This is a genomic window from Streptomyces luteireticuli (assembly GCF_041519305.1).
Taxonomy (GTDB): Bacteria; Actinomycetota; Actinomycetes; order Streptomycetales; family Streptomycetaceae; genus Streptomyces; species Streptomyces luteireticuli.
Genome location: NZ_CP167927.1, coordinates 4,058,796 through 4,076,360, shown reverse-complemented (window position 1 = coordinate 4,076,360; position 17,565 = coordinate 4,058,796). Strand labels below are relative to the sequence as shown.

Genomic DNA, 17,565 nt, shown 5'->3' with positions numbered 1-17,565 from the left:
TGCCGAAGGCTCACATGACGCGCACGGCACCCGTGGGCGGCGAGTAGCTCAGGTCGCGCTCGACGACACCCGTGCTCGGGTTCTGCGCGCCGATGAACTTGCCGCCGCCGATGTAGACGCCGACGTGGTACGCGCTGCCCGCGGAGCCCCAGTAGAGGATGTCGCCGGGCTGCAGGTTGGACAGGCCCACCTGCGTGCCGGCCGTCGACTGGTCCTGCGAGACGCGCGGGAGGCTGATGCCGATCTGCTGGTAGGCGGCCATGACCAGGCCGGAGCAGTCGTAGGAGGACGGGCCGGTGGAGCCCATCACGTACGCCTTGCCCACCTGCGCCTGGAGGAAGGACACCAGCGTGGCGGCGTTGCCCGTCGCACCGGTGGAGCTCTTCGAGGAGGTGGACGTGGACGTCGAGGTGTCGGAGTCCGACTTCGAGCCGGTGGACGACGAGTCGGAGGAGTCGTCCTCGGACGCGGCGGCCGTCTTCGTGGAGAGCGCGGTCCGCTTCGCGTCCCGCGAGGCGCGGGCCTGCTCGGCCTCCCGCTTCTCCTTCGCCTCGGCGGCCTTGCGCTCGGCCTCGGCCTTGCGGTCGGCCTCCTGCTTGGCCTTCTTGGCGGCGGCGCGGGCGTGGTCCACCGCGTTGTCCACCTGCGCGCGGACCTGGTAGTCGTTCGCGGTCTGCTGCGTGGCGTCCGCGACCTGCGCGAGCGACTGCGAGAGGGCGCCGTTGAGCACCGGCATCTCGATGGTCGCCTCCGCCGGCTTCTCCGCGGCGGTGGCCTGGGCGGCGCCCGTGACGGCCAGGGTGCTGAGGACGCCACCGGCAACACCCGTGCGGACGGCCCAGGACTGGGTCGCCGGGCGACGGGGCTTCCGGTGGCTGGTTATGTGCGCGTTGGGGGACATGGGACAAGGGCTTACCAGGCACCCCAGGTTGAGTTCAATATGAGTGACGTGGGCCACAATTGGCTGTCGAACACTCGGAATTCGGGTCGTACGCACCGGAACGCGACTCTCCGCGGGCCGCCCCGGCAATCGTGATCATGCGGCTAAGCATGGCATTTGGGCACATGGGGACGAGTGGCCGAGCGGTATATCACGTTCTGGTCTCGGCCGTCGAGGAGAGCGGCGGCGGACGGGTGCCCGGCGTCCGTGCGCGTGGCGGAGTTCACGCGACGCGCCCCCGAAGGGCGTTGGTGAAGGAAAGCACGAGCCGACGGCCGGGTGCGGCGGCGACGCCTCGTCCCACTGCGCGGCGCTCCACTATCAGTTGACGGTTGTACGTGTCAAAACGCGCGCGCTGCTCCCGCCTTGATGACGACTCACCGTTCCGGCCAGTGGGTATGTCCGGAAAAGCCGCTACTGATGATCGTTCGAGCGCTTCGCCGGAGAAGATCACCGCTCATCCGACTTGATGATCGTTCGTCAGGTGGTGGAGATCACAAACACCGGCGCGTACGCCGTGTCGCAGATCACAGACCACCGGGCATAAGATGCCCTCGACCCGGGCTTGTGAACTGCCTCACATATTCGCGATCTTCGCAGAATCCTTCCGCGGTGTTCGCCCGTGAGCGGTCCAGCCGCCGGGGTCCCGACAGCCAGCAGTCAGCGTCGACTGGAAGGAGCGGGGAGGGATGAACGCCTACGCGCCCATCCTCGTACTGGGAGCCCTCGGTGCCGGCTTCGCGATCTTCTCCGTGGTCATGGCATCGCGCATCGGGCCCAAGAGGTACAACCGCGCCAAGCTCGAAGCCTACGAGTGCGGCATAGAGCCCACCCCGCAGCCGTCCGGCGGCGGGCGTTTCCCGATCAAGTACTACCTGACGGCGATGCTCTTCATCGTCTTCGACATCGAGATCGTCTTCCTCTACCCCTGGGCCGTCACCTTCGACTCCCTCGGGCTGTTCGGGCTCGTCGAGATGCTGCTCTTCGTACTCACCGTCTTCGTCGCGTACGCCTACGTCTGGCGGCGCGGCGGCCTGGAATGGGACTAGGGGGCGAAACCGCACATGGGTCTCGAGGAGAAGCTGCCCAGCGGCTTCCTGCTGACCACCGTCGAACAGGCCGCCGGCTGGGTGCGCAAGGCGTCCGTCTTCCCGGCCACGTTCGGCCTGGCCTGCTGCGCCATCGAGATGATGACCAGCGCCGCCGGCCGCTACGACCTCGCCCGCTTCGGCATGGAGGTCTTCCGCGGCTCCCCGCGCCAGGCCGACCTGATGATCGTCGCCGGACGCGTCAGCCAGAAGATGGCGCCGGTGCTGCGCCAGGTCTACGACCAGATGCCCAGCCCCAAGTGGGTCATTTCCATGGGCGTCTGCGCGTCCAGCGGCGGCATGTTCAACAACTACGCCATCGTCCAGGGCGTGGACCACATCGTCCCCGTCGACATCTACCTGCCCGGCTGCCCGCCGCGGCCCGAGATGCTCATCGACGCCATCCTCAAGCTGCACCGCAAGATCCAGGGCGAGAAGCTCGGCCCGCACCGCGTGGCCGCCGAGGAGGAGGCCGAGCAGGCGGCCATGAAGTCCCTGCCCCTCATCGAGATGAAGGGGCTGCTGCGATGACGGAGCAGAACGAGCAGGTGCCCGCGCAGCGCGACGAGTCCGGCGACGTCATCGGCGTCCGCACCGGCATGTTCGGCGCCAACAACGGCGGTGACACCAGCGGCTACGGACGCCTGGTGCGCACCGTGCGCATGCCGGGCGAGGCCGTCCGGCCCTACGGCGGTTACTTCGACGAGGTCGCCGACGAGTTGGAGGGCGCCCTGGAGGAGCAGGGCCTCCTCCCGTCCAACGCCGTCGAGAAGACCGTCGTCGACCGCGGCGAACTCACCTTCCACGTCGCCCGCGAGCACCTCCTCCGCGTCTGCCGGACGCTCCGCGACGACCCGGCGCTCCGCTTCGAGCTGTGCACCGGCGTCAGCGGCGTGCACTACCCCGGCGACAAGGGCCGTGAGCTGCACGCGGTCTACCACCTGCGCTCCCTCACCCACGGCCGGCTGATCCGGCTGGAGGTCTCCGTCCCCGACGCCGACCCCCACCTGCCGTCCGTCTGCGAGGTCTACCCGACGAACAACTGGCACGAGCGCGAGGCCTACGACTTCTTCGGGCTGGTCTTCGACGGGCACCCGGCGCTGACCCGGATCATGATGCCGGACGACTGGCAGGGCTTCCCGCAGCGCAAGGACTACCCCCTGGGCGGCATCCCCGTCGAGTACAAGGGCGCCCAGATCCCGGCTCCGGACCAGCGGAGGTCGTACAGCTGATGTCCACCACCACTCCCGGCGACGGAACGGCCGGAACGCGCGAGACCACCGAGGGGACCGTCTACACCGTCACCGGAGGCGACTGGGACGAGGTCGTCGCCGCGGCCCGCCGGACCGACGACGAGCGCATCGTCGTCAACATGGGCCCCCAGCACCCCTCCACGCACGGGGTGCTCCGGCTCATCCTGGAGATCGACGGCGAGACCGTCACCGACGCCCGCGCCGGCATCGGCTATCTGCACACCGGCATCGAGAAGAACCTCGAGTACCGCACCTGGACCCAGGGCACCACCTTCGTGACGCGCATGGACTACCTCATGCCGATCGTCAACGAGACGGTGTACTGCCTGGCCGTGGAGCGGCTGCTCGGCATCACGGACCAGGTGCCGGAGCGGGCGACGGTCCTGCGCGTGCTCCTGATGGAGCTGAACCGGATCTCCTCCCACCTGGTCTACGTCGCCATGGGCGGCACGGAGCTCGGCGCCACCACCGTCGCCGTCTTCGGCTTCCGCGACCGGGAGATGTGCCTCGACGTCCTGGAGCTCATCACCGGGCTGCGCATGAACCACGCGTACGTACGGCCCGGCGGCCTCGCCCAGGACCTGCCGCCCGGCGCGGTGGACCAGGTCCGCGAGTTCATCAAGAAGCTCCGCCGGAACCTGGTGGAGTACGAGAAGCTCGTCGTCGGCAATCCGCTCTTCAAGGCCCGGATGCAGAACGTCGGTCACCTCGATCTCGCCGGCTGCCTGGCGCTCGGTGCGACCGGTCCCATCCTGCGAGCCGCCGGCCTCCCGCACGACCTGCGCAAGTCCGACCCGTACTGTGGCTACGAGACGTACGACTTCGAGGTGCCGACGGTCGACACCTGCGACTCGTTCGGACGGCTGCTGGTGCGGATGGAGGAGATCCACCAGTCGCTGCGGATCATGGAGCAGTGCCTGGACCGGCTGGAGCCCGGCCCGGTCATGGTCGCGGACCGGAAAATCGCCTGGCCCGCCCAACTGGCCCTGGGACCGGACGGACTGGGCAACTCCCTCGACCACATCAAGAAGATCATGGGCACCTCGATGGAGGCCCTGATCCACCACTTCAAGCTGGTGACGGAGGGCTTCCGGGTGCCGCCGGGACAGGCGTACGCGGCGGTGGAGTCGCCCAAGGGGGAGCTCGGCGCGCACGTCGTCAGCGACGGCGGCACCCGGCCCTACCGGGTGCACTTCCGCGACCCCTCCTTCACCAACCTCCAGTGCATGGCGGCGATGTGCGAGGGCGGCCAGGTGGCCGACGTCATCGTCGCCGTGGCCAGCATCGACCCGGTCATGGGAGGTTGCGACAGGTGACAGGAATCCAGCTGGGGATGCCCCAACTGCCCGCGCCCGAGTACCCGGAGGACGTGCGGGAGCGGCTGGCGGCGGACGCGGAGGAGGTGATCGCCCGCTACCCCGACAGCCGCAGCGCCCTGCTGCCGCTGCTGCACCTGGTGCAGGCCGAGGAGGGGCACGTCTCCCGCACCGGCATCCGCTTCTGCGCCGAGCAACTCGGGCTGACCACGGCCGAGGTGACGGCCGTGGCGACCTTCTACACCATGTACCGCCGCGAGAAGGGCGGCGACTACCAGGTGGGCGTCTGCACCAACACCCTGTGCGCCGTGCTCGGCGGCGACGCCATCTTCGACGCCCTCAAGTCCCGTCTGGGCGTGGAGAACGGCGGGACGACGGACGACGGCAAGGTCACCCTGGAGCACATCGAGTGCAACGCGGCCTGCGACTACGCGCCCGTCGTGATGGTCAACTGGGAGTTCTTCGACAACCAGACGGTGGAGAGCGCCGAGCGGCTCGTCGACGACCTGCGCGCCGGCCGCACCGTCGAACCCACCCGCGGCGCGCCGCTGTGCACCCACCGCGAGACCTCCCGTCTGCTGGCCGGCTTCCCCGACGAGCGGCCGGGCGCGGTGGAGGCGAGCGGCGGGGCGGGCCCCGCCTCGCTGGCCGGGCTGCGGCTGGCGCGCGGCGAGGACGGCGCCGCCCGTGTCGGACCGCCGCGCACCGTCCCGCACGGGCGCGATGCGCAGGAGCCCGCATCCGAGGAGGGGGAGGGATGACCGTGGCGCCCGAGATCGGTGGCACCTCCCAGGCGGAGCCCGGGGGAGGGACGAGTCCGCAGAAGCTGCTCGCCCCCGTGCTGAGCGCCTTCTGGGACGAACCGCGCTCCTGGACACTGGAGACCTACCTCCGGCACGACGGCTACGAGGGCCTGCGCAAGGCCCTCGCCATGAGCCCGGACGACGTGATCGCCTATGTGAAGGACTCCGGACTGCGCGGCCGCGGCGGCGCGGGCTTCCCGACCGGGATGAAGTGGCAGTTCATCCCGCAGGGCGACAACAAGCCGCACTACCTCGTGGTCAACGCGGACGAGTCGGAACCGGGCACCTGCAAGGACATCCCCCTCCTGTTCGCCAATCCGCACTCCCTCGTCGAGGGAATGATCATCGCCTGCTGGGCGATCCGCTCGGAGCGCGCGTTCGTCTATCTGCGCGGGGAGACCGTCCCCGTGCTGCGGCGGCTGCACGAGGCCGTGCGCGAGGCGTACGCGGCCGGGTACCTCGGCCGCGACATCCTCGGCAGCGGACTGAACCTGGACGTCACCGTGCACGCGGGGGCGGGCGCCTACATCTGCGGCGAGGAGACGGCCCTGCTCGACTCCCTCGAAGGCCGCCGCGGCCAGCCCCGGCTCCGGCCCCCCTTCCCCGCGGTCGAGGGGCTCTACGCCTGCCCCACTGTGGTGAACAACGTCGAGTCCATCGCCTCGGTTCCCGCGATCCTCAACAAGGGCAAGAAATGGTTCCGTTCGATGGGCAGCGAGAAGTCCCCGGGCTTCACGCTGTACTCCCTCAGCGGCCATGTCGCGGGCCCCGGGCAGTACGAGGCGCCGCTCGGCATCACCCTGCGCCAGCTGCTCGCCATGAGCGGCGGCATGCGCCCCGGCCACCGGCTCAAGTTCTGGACGCCGGGCGGCTCTTCGACGCCGATCCTCACCGAGGCGCACCTGGACGTCCCGCTCGACTACGAGGGCGTCGGCGCCGCCGGATCGATGCTCGGCACCAAGGCCCTGCAGTGCTTCGACGAGACCACCTGCGTCGTCCGGGCGGTCACCCGCTGGAGCGAGTTCTACGCCCATGAGTCCTGCGGCAAGTGCACGCCCTGCCGCGAAGGGACGTACTGGCTCGTCCAGTTGCTCCGGGACATCGAGGCGGGCCGGGGCAGGATGTCCGACCTCGACAAGATCGACGACATCGCCGACACCCTCAACGGCAAGTCCTTCTGCGCCCTCGGCGACGGCGCCGCCGCCCCGGTCTTCTCCTCCTTCCAGCACTTCCGCGCGGAGTACGAGGAGCACATCAGGGGCCGGGGCTGCCCGTTCGACCCGGCGAAGTCCACGGTGTGGGCCGACCAGTCGCACCCGGAGGTGCACGCATGACCGTCACGGCGAAGAGCGCCGGAGCGCCGACGGCCGAGGACCTGATCTCCGTCACCATCGACGGCGTCCAACTCTCCGTTCCCAAGGGCACCCTGGTCATCCGGGCCGCCGAGCTCGTCGGCATCGAGATCCCCCGGTTCTGCGACCACCCCCTGCTGGAGCCCGTCGGCGCCTGCCGGCAGTGCATCGTCGAGATCGAGGGCCAGCGCAAACCGGCCGCCTCCTGCACGATCGCCTGCACCGACGGGATGGTCGTCCGTACCCAGCTCACCTCGCCCGTCGCCGAGAAGGCGCAGAGCGGGGTGATGGAGCTGCTGCTCATCAACCACCCGCTGGACTGCCCGGTCTGCGACAAGGGCGGCGAATGCCCCCTGCAGAACCAGGCGATGACCGCCGGCCGCACCGACTCCCGCTTCGAGGGGAAGAAGCGCACCTACGAGAAGCCCGTCCCGATCTCCGCCCAGGTGCTGCTGGACCGCGAGCGGTGCGTGCTCTGCGCCCGCTGCACCCGCTTCTCCGAGCAGATCGCCGGCGACCCGATGATCGAGCTGCTGGAGCGCGGGGCGCTGGAGCAGGTCGGCATCGGCGAGGGCGACCCCTTCGAGTCGTACTTCTCCGGCAACACCATCCAGATCTGCCCGGTGGGCGCGCTGACTTCGGCCGCCTACCGGTTCCGCGCCCGCCCCTTCGACCTGGTCTCCTCGCCGTCGGTGTGCGAGCACTGCGCGGGCGGCTGCGCCACGCGCACCGACCACCGGCGCGGCAAGGTGATGCGCCGGCTCGCCGCCGACGACCCCGAGGTCAACGAGGAGTGGCTGTGCGACAAGGGCCGCTTCGCGTTCCGCTACGCGCAGCGGCCCGAGCGGCTGGAGACCCCGCTGGTCCGCGACGACGAGGGCCAACTGCGGCCCGCCAGCTGGCCGGAGGCGCTCCAGGTGGCCGCCGAGGGGCTGCGCGCGGCCCGCGGCCGGGCCGGGGTCCTCACCGGCGGCCGGCTCACCGTCGAGGACGCCTACGCCTACGCCAAGTTCGCGCGGGTGGCGCTCGACACCCACGACGTCGACTTCCGGGCCCGGGCGCACAGCGGCGAGGAGGCCGACTTCCTGGCCGCCCGGGTGGCCGGGCGGGGACGCGACCTCGGCGCGCCGGCGGTGACGTACGCCGATCTGGAGCGGTCCCCCGCGGTGCTGCTGGTCGGCCTGGAGGCCGAGGAGGAGGCGCCCGGGGTCTTCCTGCGGCTGCGCAAGACGTGGCGCAAGCGGGGGCTGCGGGTCTTCTCGCTGGCCACGCACGCCACGCCGGGCCTGACGAAGACCGGCGGCACGCTGCTGCCCGCCGCGCCCGGCACCGAGCCGCAGTGGCTCACGGCCCTCGCGGAGGGCACCGCGGAGGGCGATGCGGCCCAAGCCCTGCGCCAGGACGGCGCGTTGATCCTCGTAGGGGAGCGGACGGCGGAGGTGCCCGGGGCGCTGACCGCCGCCGTGGCCGCCGCCACGGCGACCGGCGCGGGGCTGGTGTGGATCCCCCGCCGGGCCGGCGAGCGGGGCGCCGTCGAGGCGGGCGCCCTGCCGGGGCTGCTGCCCGGCGGCCGCCCGGCCACCGATCCGCGCGCCCGCGAGGAGACCGCCGCCGCCTGGGGCGTCCCCGAACTTCCGCGCAGCCCCGGCCGGGACACCGGACAGATCCTCCGGGCCGTGGCCACCGGCGAGCTGGGCGCCCTGCTCGTCGGCGGGGTCGAGGTCGCGGACCTGCCCGACCCGGCGCGTGCCCGCGAGGCGCTGGACGCGGCCGGCTTCCTGGTCAGCCTGGAGCAGCGGCCGAGCGAGGTGACCGACCGGGCCGACGTGGTCCTCCCCGTCTCGGCGGCCGCCGAGAAGCCGGGCACCTTCCTCAACTGGGAAGGCCGGGCGCGGCCGTTCGAGGCCGCGCTCAAGCCCGACCAGCTGGCGGGCCGGCACGTGCTGCCGGACGCCCGGGTGCTGCACCTGCTGGCCGACGCCATGGACGGCCGCCCGCTGGACCTGCCGGACATCCGCGCGGTACGGGCCGAGATGGCCCGGCTGGGCCGCTGGGCCGGGCCCTACGCCGCCGACCCCGCCGAGCCGCCCCACCGGGTCCCGGAACCCGGGGCGGGCGAGGCCGTCCTCGCCGGACACCGGCTGCTGCTCGACCGGGGGCGGCTCCAGGACGGCGACGAGGCCCTGGCCGCCACCCGGCACGCCGCCGTCGCCCGGCTCTCCCCGGCCACGGCCGCCGAAACCGGCGTCGCCGACGGGGAGTTGCTCGCGGTGCGCGGCCCGGCCGGGACCGTCCGGCTGCCGCTGCGGATCACCCCCATGCCGGACCGGGTGGTCTGGCTCCCGCTGAACTCCGCCGGTGGCGGCGTCGCCTCCGACACCGGGTCCCGGCCCGGCGAGATCGTGCGCGTCGCCCCCGGCACGGACGACGTTCCGGAGGTGCTGTCGTGAACGCCGGTTCCCTGCACGGCCTGGCCGCGGGCGATCTGTCGATGTTCGGCCACGACCCATGGTGGCTGGTGGTCCTCAAGGCCGTCTTCTGCTTCGTCTTCGTCCTGGTGACCGTGCTGCTGACGATCGTCTTCGAGCGCAAGATCCTCGGCTGGATGCAGCTGCGCATCGGACCCAACCGGCATGGCCCATGGGGTCTGTTGCAGTCCCTGGCGGACGGCATCAAGCTGATGCTCAAGGAGGACCTCGTCGTCCGGCGCGCGGACAAGGCGGTCTACATCCTCGCGCCGGTCGTCGCGGCGATCCCGGCCTTCATGGCGATCGCGGTGATCCCCTTCGGCCCGGCGGGCAACGAGATCTCGGTCTTCGGCCACCGGACCGCGATGCAGCTCACCGACCTGCCCATCGCCATCCTCTACATCCTGGCGACGGCGTCGGTCGGCATCTACGGCATCGTCCTCGGCGGCTGGTCCTCCGGCTCCACCTATCCGCTCCTCGGCGGCCTGCGCTCCTGCGCCCAGATGATCTCCTACGAGATCGCGATGGGCCTCTCCTTCGCGGCCGTCTTCCTCTACTCGGGCTCGATGTCCACCTCCGCGATCGTGGAGGCGCAGCACAACCGGTGGTACGTGCTGCTGCTGCCGGTCTCCTTCGTCGTCTACATCATCGCGATGGTCGGGGAGACCAACCGGGCCCCGTTCGACCTCCCCGAGTCCGAGGGCGACCTGGTCGGCGGCTTCAACACCGAGTACTCGTCCATCAAGTTCGCGATGTTCATGCTGGCCGAGTACGTCAACATGGTCACCGTCTCCTCGGTGGCCGTGACGCTCTTCCTGGGCGGCTGGCGGGCGCCGTGGCCGGTCTCGGCGTTCTGGGCGGGGGCCAACCACGGCTGGTGGCCCCTCCTTTGGTACGTGGCCAAGCTCGCGGCGCTGCTGTTCTTCTTCATCTGGATCCGCGCGACGCTGCCGAGGCTGCGCTACGACCAGTTCATGAAGCTGGGCTGGAAGGTCCTCATCCCGGTCTCGATGGTGTGGCTGATGCTCGTCGCGACGGTGCGGGCGCTGCGCAACGAGGACTACGACTTCCGCTCGATCGTCCTCTACGTCGCGGGCGCGGTCCTGGTGATCCTGCTGCTGTCCTTCGTCGCCGACGTCTTCCGGGGCCGCGGCAAGGAGGAGGCCGAACCGGCCGGGGGCGGCGGGGAGTTCGACCCGATGGCGGGCGGGTACCCGGTGCCGCCGCTGCCCGGCCAGACCCTGCCGCCGGTGCCGCGCCGGGCGTCCCGGCGGGACCGGGAGCTCATTGTCAGTGGCGGGGTGGACACTGTGCGTGACGGAAAGGAGGGTGACGGTGCCTGCTGAGTCTTCCCACGGGGACGCTTCCAAGCTCCCCCGCAAGAATCCCGTAGCCGGTTTCGGGGTGACCTTCAAGGACGTCTTCAAGAAGCGGCTCACCGAGCAGTACCCCGAGTACAAGAAGCCCACGGCGCCGCGCTTCCACGGCCGCCACCAGCTCAACCGGCATCCGGACGGGCTGGAGAAGTGCATCGGCTGCGAGCTGTGCGCCTGGGCCTGCCCGGCCGACGCCATCTATGTCGAGGGCGCGGACAACACCGAGGAGGAGCGCTACTCCCCGGGCGAGCGCTACGGCCGCGTCTACCAGATCAACTACCTGCGCTGCATCCTGTGCGGCCTGTGCGTCGAGGCCTGCCCCACCCGGGCGCTGACGATGACCAACGAGTACGAACTGGCCGACCGCAGCCGGGAGTCGCTCATCTACACCAAGGAGGAGCTGCTCGCCGGCCTGGAGGACGGCATGGTCGAGTCGCCCCACGCGATCTTCCCCGGCATGACCGAACAGGACTACTACCGGGGCCTGGTGACCGAGGCGGCGCCCGGCACCGAGCGCCAGGTGGCCCTCTCCAAGGGGGAACGCCCGGCCGGCGAGGGGGTGGAGGCATGAGCCTCGCGGCCGCCTCGGCCACCTCGACGGGCGAGGCCGTGCAGTTCTGGATCCTCGCGGTCGTCGCCGTCGGGGGCGCGCTGGCCACGGTGCTGATGAAGCGGGCCGTGCACAGCGCCCTCTCGCTCGCCGGCACCATGATCGTGCTCGCCGTGTTCTACCTGGCCAACGGCGCGTACTTCCTGGGCATCGTGCAGATCGTGGTCTACACCGGCGCGATCATGATGCTGTTCCTCTTCGTGGTGATGCTCGTCGGCGTCACGGCCGCCGACTCCCTCAAGGAGACCATCAGGGGCCAGCGCTGGCTCGCCGCCGTGTGCGGGCTGGGCTTCGGCGTCCTCCTGTTCGCCGGCATCGCCAACGCCTCGCTGCGCCACTTCGACGGCCTCGGCCAGGCCAACGCCGGGGGCAACGTCGAGGGCCTGGCCGCCCTGGTGTTCACCCGCTATGTGTACGCCTTCGAGATCACCGGCGCCCTGCTGATCACCGCGGCCGTCGGCGCGATGGTGCTCACCCACCGGGAGCGCACCGTCAAGGCGGCCACCCAGCGGGAGCTCTCGGAGCAGCGGACGCGCAAGGGCGCCTTCGTCGCCCCCCTGCCCGCCCCCGGCACCTACGCCCGGCACAACGCCAACGACATCCCCGCGCTGCTGCCGGACGGCACGCCCGCCGAGCTCAGCGTCAGCGGGGTGCTGCGGGACCGGGGCCAGATGCGGGACGTGTCCCAGGAGGCGCTCGCGGACCTCGCGGCGCTGGAGCAGCGGTCGGCGGCGTGGCTGGAGCGCGACCGCGACGAGGGGCCGAAGGGAGTCGCCCAGTGAATCCGGTCAGCTATCTCTACCTGGCGGCCCTGCTGTTCACCATCGGTGGCGTCGGGGTGCTCATCCGGCGGAACGCGATCGTCGTCTTCATGTGCGTCGAACTGATGCTGAACGCCTGCAACCTGGCGTTCGTCACCTTCTCCCGGATGCACGGCAACCTCGACGGCCAGGTCTTCGCCTTCTTCACGATGGTGGTGGCCGCGGCCGAGGTCGTCATCGGCCTCGCGATCATCGTGTCGGTCTACCGCGCCCGTCACTCGGCCTCGGTCGACGACGCCAGTCTGCTGAAGCTCTAAGGGGACGCTGACGTGGAGAACCTCATCGGACTGCTCGTCCTCGTGCCCCTCCTGGGAGCGGGCGTGCTGCTGTGCGGCGGGCGGAGACTGGACCGGAGCGCACCCTGGCTGGGCACGCTGGCCGCGGCGGCCTCCTTCGCCCTCGGCGCGGTGCTCTTCGCCGACATGCTGGGCCGGAGCGGCGAGGAGCGCACCCTCGACGTGACGGTGTTCCAGTGGGTGCCCGTCGGCACCTTCCGCGCCGACGTCGGCTTCCACCTCGACCAACTGTCCATGACCTTCGTCCTGTTGATCACGGGCGTGGGCACGCTGATCCACCTCTACTCGGTCGGCTACATGGCGCACGACGAGCGCCGCCGCCGTTTCTTCGGCTACCTCAATCTCTTCCTGGCGGCGATGCTGCTGCTGGTCGTCGCCGACAACTACCTGCTGCTGTACGTCGGCTGGGAGGGCGTCGGCCTCGCCTCGTACCTGCTGATCGGCTTCTGGCAGCACAAGCCGAGCGCCGCCACGGCGGCGAAGAAGGCGTTCCTCGTCAACCGCGTCGGTGACGTGGGCCTGTCGATCGCGATCATGCTGATGTTCACGACCTTCGGCACCTTCGCCTTCGGGCCCGTGCTCACCGCGGCGGACCGCGCGGGCGAGGGGAGGCTGACGGCGATCGCGCTGCTGCTCCTGCTCGCCGCCTGCGGCAAGTCCGCCCAAGTGCCGCTGCAGAGCTGGCTCGGGGACGCGATGGAGGGCCCGACCCCGGTCTCCGCCCTGATCCACGCGGCCACCATGGTGACCGCCGGGGTCTACCTCGTCACCCGCTCCGGAGCGATCTTCGAGGGGGCGCCGGACGCGCAGACCGCGGTGGTCACGGTGGGGGCGGTCACGCTCCTCTTCGGTGCGATCGTCGGTTGTGCGAAGGACGACATCAAGAAGGCCCTCGCCGGCTCGACGATGTCGCAGATCGGCTACATGATCCTCGCGGCCGGGCTGGGGCCGGTCGGCTATGTCTTCGCGATCATGCACCTGGTGACCCACGGCTTCTTCAAGGCCGGGCTCTTCCTCGGCGCCGGATCGGTCATGCACGGCATGAACGACGAGGTGGACATGCGCCGTTACGGCGGCCTCAGGAAGTACATGCCGGTCACCTTCGTCACCTTCGGCCTCGGTTACCTCGCCATCATCGGCTTCCCGGGCCTGTCGGGCTTCTTCTCCAAGGACAAGATCATCGAGGCGGCGTTCGCCAAGGGCGGCACCGAGGGCTGGATCCTCGGCGGGGCGGCCCTGCTCGGCGCGGCCATCACCGCGTACTACATGACGCGGGTGATGATCCTGACCTTCTTCGGCGAGAAGCGCTGGCAGCCGGACGCACAGGGCGAGCTGCCGCACCCGCACGAGTCGCCGTCCACGATGACGATCCCCATGATCGTCCTCGCCGTGGGATCGGTCTTCGCGGGCGGCCTGTTCAGCATCAACGAGTCGTTCGTGAAGTGGCTGGAGCCGGTCACCGGGCACGAGGAGGGCAACTCGCCCGTCAGCGCGCTCACGGTCACCGCCGCCACCATGGTCGTCCTCGTCCTGGGCGTCGCGCTGGCCTGGGCGCAGTACGGCCGCCGGCCCGTGCCCGTCACCGCGCCCCCCGGCTCCCTGCTCACCCGCGCCGCCCGGCGCGACCTGCTCCAGGACGACATCAACCACATCGTGCTCGTCCGCGGCGGCGAGCATCTGACCCGCAGCCTGGTCTATCTCGACCACAAGCTGGTGGACGGCGTCGTCAACGGCACCGCCGCCTCCGTCGGCGGCCTCTCCGGCCGGATGCGCAGGCTGCAGAACGGCTACGTCCGGTCGTACGCGGTCTCGATGTTCGGCGGCGCGGCGGTGCTGATCGCCGCGACCCTGCTGATGAGGGCGGTCTGAACCATGTCATTTCCTCTGCTCACCGTGACGGCCGCGGTGCCCGCCGTCGGCGCGGTCGCCACCGCCGCCGTCCCGGCCGCGCGGCGCGAGGCCGCGAAGTGGGTCGCGCTGGCCTTCTCGCTGGCGACGCTGGTGCTCGCGGCCGTCCAGCTGGTCCGCTTCGACCCGGACGCCCCTTCGGGCAAGGGCGGTCCCTTCCAGCTCACCGAATCCCACGCCTGGATCAGCGACTTCGGGGTCCGCTACGAGCTGGGCGTGGACGGCATCGGGGTGGTGCTGGTCGCCCTGACCGCCCTGCTCGTGCCCTTCGTCGTCCTGGCCGGCTGGCACGACGCCGACCCGCTGGAGCCGGCGGCGCCCAACCGCCGCTGGCGGCCCACCCAGGGCTTCTTCGCCCTGATCCTCATGGTCGAGGCCATGGTGGTCATCTCCTTCGAGGCCACCGACGTCTTCCTCTTCTACGTCTTCTTCGAAGCCATGCTCATCCCGATGTACTTCCTCATCGGCGGCTTCGGCGACCGGGCGGGGGAGCGCACCGAGGACGAGGCGGCGCGCCAACGCTCGTACGCGGCCGTCAAGTTCCTGCTCTACAACCTCGCGGGCGGGCTGGTCATGCTGGCCGCCGTCGTCGGCCTCTACGCGGTCACCGCGGACCAGCTCGGCCACGGCACCTTCTCGCTCACCGAGATCGTCCAGGCCCGGGCCTCGGGGCGGCTGCACTTCGCCACCGTCACCGAACGGGCCCTGTTCCTGGGCTTCTTCTTCGCCTTCGCGGTCAAGGCCCCGCTGTGGCCGGTGCACACCTGGCTGCCGAATGCCATGGGCGAGGCCACCGCGCCCGTCGCGGTGCTGATCACCGCGGTGGTCGACAAGGTCGGCACCTTCGCGATGCTGCGCTTCTGCCTCCAGCTCTTCCCGGGGGCCTCGAAGTGGGCCACCCCCGTGATCATCGTGCTGGCGCTGATCAGCATCCTCTACGGTGCGCTGCTCGCCGTCGGCCAGCGGGACATCAAGCGCCTGATCGCCTACGCCTCGATCTCCCACTTCGGCTTCATCATCCTGGGCGTCTTCGCGATGACCACCCAGGGCCAGGGCGGCGCCACGCTCTACATGGTCAACCACGGGATCTCCACGGCGGCGTTGATGCTGGTCGCCGGCTTCCTGATCTCCCGCCGGGGCTCGCGGCTCATCGCCGACTACGGCGGGGTGCAGAAGGTCGCCCCGGTCCTCGCCGGCACCTTCCTGGTCGGCGGGCTGGCCACGCTGTCGCTGCCCGGGCTCGCCCCCTTCGTCTCCGAATTCCTGGTCCTGGTCGGCACGTTCAGCCGCTACCCGGTCGCGGGCGCCGTCGCGACCGTCGGCATCGTGCTCGCCGCGCTGTACGTCCTCGTGCTCTACCAGCGCACGATGACCGGCCCGGTCAAGGAGCCCGTGCGGGCCATGCCCGACCTGCGCGTGCGCGAACTGGCCGTCGTCGCACCGCTGATCGCGCTGCTGCTCTTCCTCGGCGTCTACCCCAAGCCGGTGACGCGGATCCTCGATCCCGCGGTCGAGCACACCCTGTCGCAGGTCGACCGGACCGACCCCGAACCCGATGTTCGCGTGAGCAATGCGGAGGGCGCGAAGTGAGGAACGCAGCCGTTGTCCACAGCCTGTGGACAGAATCGGTGTCGGCGGCGGCCGACGCCCCGAAGAAGATCCCGGCGCCGCACATCGAGTACGCCCAGCTGTCCCCGACACTGATCATTCTCGGTGCCGCGGTCCTGGGCGTGCTCGTCGAGGCCTTCCTGCCCCGCCGCTCGCGCCACCTGGCCCAGCTGGCCCTCTCCGCCGTGGGCCTGGCCGCCGCCTTCGCCGCGGTCGTCGCACTGGCCGCCAAGGGCTACGGCACGGGCAAGGCGCACGCCGCGGCGATGGGCGCGGTGGCGGTGGACGGCCCCGCGCTGTTCCTCCAGGGCACCATCCTCCTCGTCGCCCTGGTCGCCGTCCTCGGCTTCGCCGAGCGCCGCCTCGACCCCGCCGCGCACGGCCGCCCGGTGGACTCCTTCGCCGCCCAGGCCGCGGCCGTGCCCGGCGGCGACGCCGAGCAGGAGGCCGTCAAGGCGGGCTGGACGACCAGCGAGGTCTTCCCGCTGCTGCTCTTCGCGGTCGCCGGCATGCTGGTCTTCCCGGCGGCGGACGACCTGTTGACCCTCTTCGTGGCGCTGGAGGTCTTCTCGCTCCCGCTCTACGTCCTGTGCGCCCTGGCCCGTCGCAAGCGGCTGCTCTCCCAGGAAGCGGCCGTCAAGTACTTCCTGCTGGGCGCCTTCTCGTCCGCGGTGCTGCTGTTCGGCGTGGCCCTGCTCTACGGCTACGCGGGCACGGTCTCCTACTCGGGCATCGCCGACGTCGTCAGCGGCGCGGTCCGCACCATGGACCCGGCCCTCGCCGCCACGACGGGCAACGACGCGCTGCTGCTGATCGGCGGGGCGATGGTGCTGATGGGCCTGCTCTTCAAGGTCGGCGCGGCGCCGTTCCACATGTGGACGCCGGACGTCTACCAGGGCGCGCCGACGCCCGTCACCGGCTTCATGGCCGCAGCAACCAAGGTGGCCGCGTTCGGGGCGCTGTTGCGGCTGCTGTACGTCGTGCTGCCGGGGCTGCGCTGGGACTGGCGGCCGGTGATGTGGGGCGTCGCCATCCTGACGATGCTCGTCGGCGCGATCGTGGCCGTGACCCAGACCGATGTGAAGCGGCTGCTGGCCTACTCGTCCATCGCCCACGCGGGGTTCATCCTCGCGGGTGTCATCGCGGTGAGCCCGGACGGGGTCTCGTCCGTCCTCTTCTATCTCGCCGCGTACTCGTTCGTCACGCTCGGGGCGTTCGCGGTCGTGACCCTGGTGCGGGATGCCGGGGGCGAGGCGACGCACCTGTCCAAGTGGGCCGGGCTCGGGCGGCGTTCGCCGCTCGTCGCGGCGGTCTTCGCGGTCTTCCTGCTGGCCTTCGCGGGCATTCCGCTGACGAGCGGGTTCGCGGGGAAGTTCGCCGTCTTCAAGGCGGCGGCGGCCGGGGGTGCGGTGCCGCTGGTGATCGTGGGTGTGGTGTCGTCGGCGGTGGCGGCGTTCTTCTATGTGCGGGTGATTGTGCTGATGTTCTTCAGTGAGCCGAAGGGGGATGGGCCTTCGGTTGCCGTGCCGTCGCCGCTGACGTCCGTTGCCATTGGTGTCGGCGTTGCGGTGACGCTCGTTCTGGGCGTCGCGCCCCAGTACTTCCTTGATCTGGCGGGGCAGGCGGGGGTGTTCGTGCGCTGAGGTCAGCGCGGAGGGTTGCCCCTGTCCCGCCCTTTCACCGTTTCCCGGGGCTCCGCCCCGGACCCCGCAACGCGGCTGCGCCG

The 17,565-nt window shown here is 70.8% G+C and carries 15 protein-coding genes; 14 read left to right on the top strand and 1 reads right to left on the bottom strand.

The genetic code is table 11. The annotated features are described in order from the left end of the window. Positions 1 to 10: 10 nt before the first annotated feature. A complete protein-coding gene (locus AB8735_RS18040; protein ID WP_344018408.1) occupies positions 11 to 901 on the bottom strand; it encodes a C40 family peptidase in 891 nt (296 codons plus the stop codon). A 728-nt stretch (positions 902 to 1,629) separates the two neighbouring features. Here AB8735_RS18040 and AB8735_RS18035 point away from each other — a divergent pair. From AB8735_RS18035 to nuoN, 14 genes are read left to right on the top strand one after another with little or no spacing between them, the layout of a single operon-like run. Beyond that, on the top strand, positions 1,630 to 1,989 hold the full coding sequence (locus AB8735_RS18035) for an NADH-quinone oxidoreductase subunit A (protein ID WP_344018411.1): 360 nt from the start codon (positions 1,630 to 1,632) through the stop codon (positions 1,987 to 1,989). Positions 1,990 to 2,004: 15 nt separating this feature from the next. Continuing rightward, positions 2,005 to 2,559 carry an NADH-quinone oxidoreductase subunit B family protein gene (locus tag AB8735_RS18030; RefSeq protein ID WP_344018413.1) on the top strand — a complete coding sequence of 185 codons (555 nt, stop codon included), beginning with the start codon at positions 2,005 to 2,007 and terminating at the stop codon, positions 2,557 to 2,559. After that, complete coding sequence (locus AB8735_RS18025; RefSeq protein ID WP_344018415.1) at positions 2,556 to 3,260, top strand: NADH-quinone oxidoreductase subunit C; 705 nt, start codon at positions 2,556 to 2,558, stop codon at positions 3,258 to 3,260. Before AB8735_RS18030 ends, AB8735_RS18025 begins: the two co-directional genes overlap by 4 nt. Further along, on the top strand, positions 3,260 to 4,597 hold the full coding sequence (locus AB8735_RS18020; RefSeq protein WP_344018417.1) for an NADH-quinone oxidoreductase subunit D: 1,338 nt from the start codon (positions 3,260 to 3,262) through the stop codon (positions 4,595 to 4,597). The genes AB8735_RS18025 and AB8735_RS18020 overlap by 1 nt, the downstream gene beginning before the upstream one ends. Before the next feature lie 17 nt (positions 4,598 to 4,614). Further along, on the top strand, positions 4,615 to 5,358 hold the full coding sequence (gene nuoE, locus AB8735_RS18015) for an NADH-quinone oxidoreductase subunit NuoE (RefSeq protein WP_344018477.1): 744 nt from the start codon (positions 4,615 to 4,617) through the stop codon (positions 5,356 to 5,358). After that, positions 5,355 to 6,734: an NADH-quinone oxidoreductase subunit NuoF gene (gene nuoF / locus AB8735_RS18010; RefSeq protein WP_372408419.1), complete on the top strand. Its 1,380-nt coding sequence runs from the start codon at positions 5,355 to 5,357 to the stop codon at positions 6,732 to 6,734. Before nuoE ends, nuoF begins: the two co-directional genes overlap by 4 nt. Continuing rightward, positions 6,731 to 9,202, top strand: a complete 2,472-nt coding sequence (locus AB8735_RS18005; RefSeq protein ID WP_372408418.1) for an NADH-quinone oxidoreductase subunit G — start codon at positions 6,731 to 6,733, stop codon at positions 9,200 to 9,202. The genes nuoF and AB8735_RS18005 overlap by 4 nt, the downstream gene beginning before the upstream one ends. Positions 9,203 to 9,243: 41 nt before the next feature. After that, positions 9,244 to 10,566, top strand: coding sequence for an NADH-quinone oxidoreductase subunit NuoH (gene nuoH, locus AB8735_RS18000; RefSeq protein ID WP_372411868.1), 1,323 nt, complete (start codon positions 9,244 to 9,246; stop codon positions 10,564 to 10,566). After that, entirely contained in the window at positions 10,556 to 11,167 is a 612-nt protein-coding gene (gene nuoI, locus AB8735_RS17995; RefSeq protein WP_372408417.1) for an NADH-quinone oxidoreductase subunit NuoI, read from the top strand. Before nuoH ends, nuoI begins: the two co-directional genes overlap by 11 nt. Further along, a complete protein-coding gene (locus AB8735_RS17990; protein WP_344018425.1) occupies positions 11,164 to 11,988 on the top strand; it encodes an NADH-quinone oxidoreductase subunit J in 825 nt (274 codons plus the stop codon). Before nuoI ends, AB8735_RS17990 begins: the two co-directional genes overlap by 4 nt. Then, positions 11,985 to 12,284, top strand: coding sequence for an NADH-quinone oxidoreductase subunit NuoK (gene nuoK / locus AB8735_RS17985; RefSeq protein WP_344018427.1), 300 nt, complete (start codon positions 11,985 to 11,987; stop codon positions 12,282 to 12,284). The genes AB8735_RS17990 and nuoK overlap by 4 nt, the downstream gene beginning before the upstream one ends. Positions 12,285 to 12,296: 12 nt before the next feature. After that, on the top strand, positions 12,297 to 14,192 hold the full coding sequence (nuoL, locus tag AB8735_RS17980) for an NADH-quinone oxidoreductase subunit L (protein WP_372408415.1): 1,896 nt from the start codon (positions 12,297 to 12,299) through the stop codon (positions 14,190 to 14,192). 3 nt (positions 14,193 to 14,195) lie between these two features. After that, positions 14,196 to 15,821, top strand: coding sequence for an NADH-quinone oxidoreductase subunit M (locus tag AB8735_RS17975; RefSeq protein ID WP_372408414.1), 1,626 nt, complete (start codon positions 14,196 to 14,198; stop codon positions 15,819 to 15,821). After that, entirely contained in the window at positions 15,818 to 17,482 is a 1,665-nt protein-coding gene (gene nuoN, locus AB8735_RS17970) for an NADH-quinone oxidoreductase subunit NuoN (RefSeq protein ID WP_372408413.1), read from the top strand. The genes AB8735_RS17975 and nuoN overlap by 4 nt, the downstream gene beginning before the upstream one ends. Positions 17,483 to 17,565 lie beyond the last annotated feature (83 nt).

What these genes read in the sequence shown, in the direction of transcription:
- AB8735_RS18040 (WP_344018408.1), bottom strand. Translation starts at nt 901, where the DNA reads ATGTCCCCCAACGCGCACATAACCAGCCACCGGAAGCCCCGTCGCCCG.
- AB8735_RS18035 (WP_344018411.1), top strand. Translation starts at nt 1,630, where the DNA reads ATGAACGCCTACGCGCCCATCCTCGTACTGGGAGCCCTCGGTGCCGGC.
- AB8735_RS18030 (WP_344018413.1), top strand. Translation starts at nt 2,005, where the DNA reads ATGGGTCTCGAGGAGAAGCTGCCCAGCGGCTTCCTGCTGACCACCGTC.
- AB8735_RS18025 (WP_344018415.1), top strand. Translation starts at nt 2,556, where the DNA reads ATGACGGAGCAGAACGAGCAGGTGCCCGCGCAGCGCGACGAGTCCGGC.
- AB8735_RS18020 (WP_344018417.1), top strand. Translation starts at nt 3,260, where the DNA reads ATGTCCACCACCACTCCCGGCGACGGAACGGCCGGAACGCGCGAGACC.
- nuoE (WP_344018477.1), top strand. Translation starts at nt 4,615, where the DNA reads ATGCCCCAACTGCCCGCGCCCGAGTACCCGGAGGACGTGCGGGAGCGG.
- nuoF (WP_372408419.1), top strand. Translation starts at nt 5,355, where the DNA reads ATGACCGTGGCGCCCGAGATCGGTGGCACCTCCCAGGCGGAGCCCGGG.
- AB8735_RS18005 (WP_372408418.1), top strand. Translation starts at nt 6,731, where the DNA reads ATGACCGTCACGGCGAAGAGCGCCGGAGCGCCGACGGCCGAGGACCTG.
- nuoH (WP_372411868.1), top strand. Translation starts at nt 9,244, where the DNA reads ATGTTCGGCCACGACCCATGGTGGCTGGTGGTCCTCAAGGCCGTCTTC.
- AB8735_RS17990 (WP_344018425.1), top strand. Translation starts at nt 11,164, where the DNA reads ATGAGCCTCGCGGCCGCCTCGGCCACCTCGACGGGCGAGGCCGTGCAG.
- AB8735_RS17975 (WP_372408414.1), top strand. Translation starts at nt 14,196, where the DNA reads ATGTCATTTCCTCTGCTCACCGTGACGGCCGCGGTGCCCGCCGTCGGC.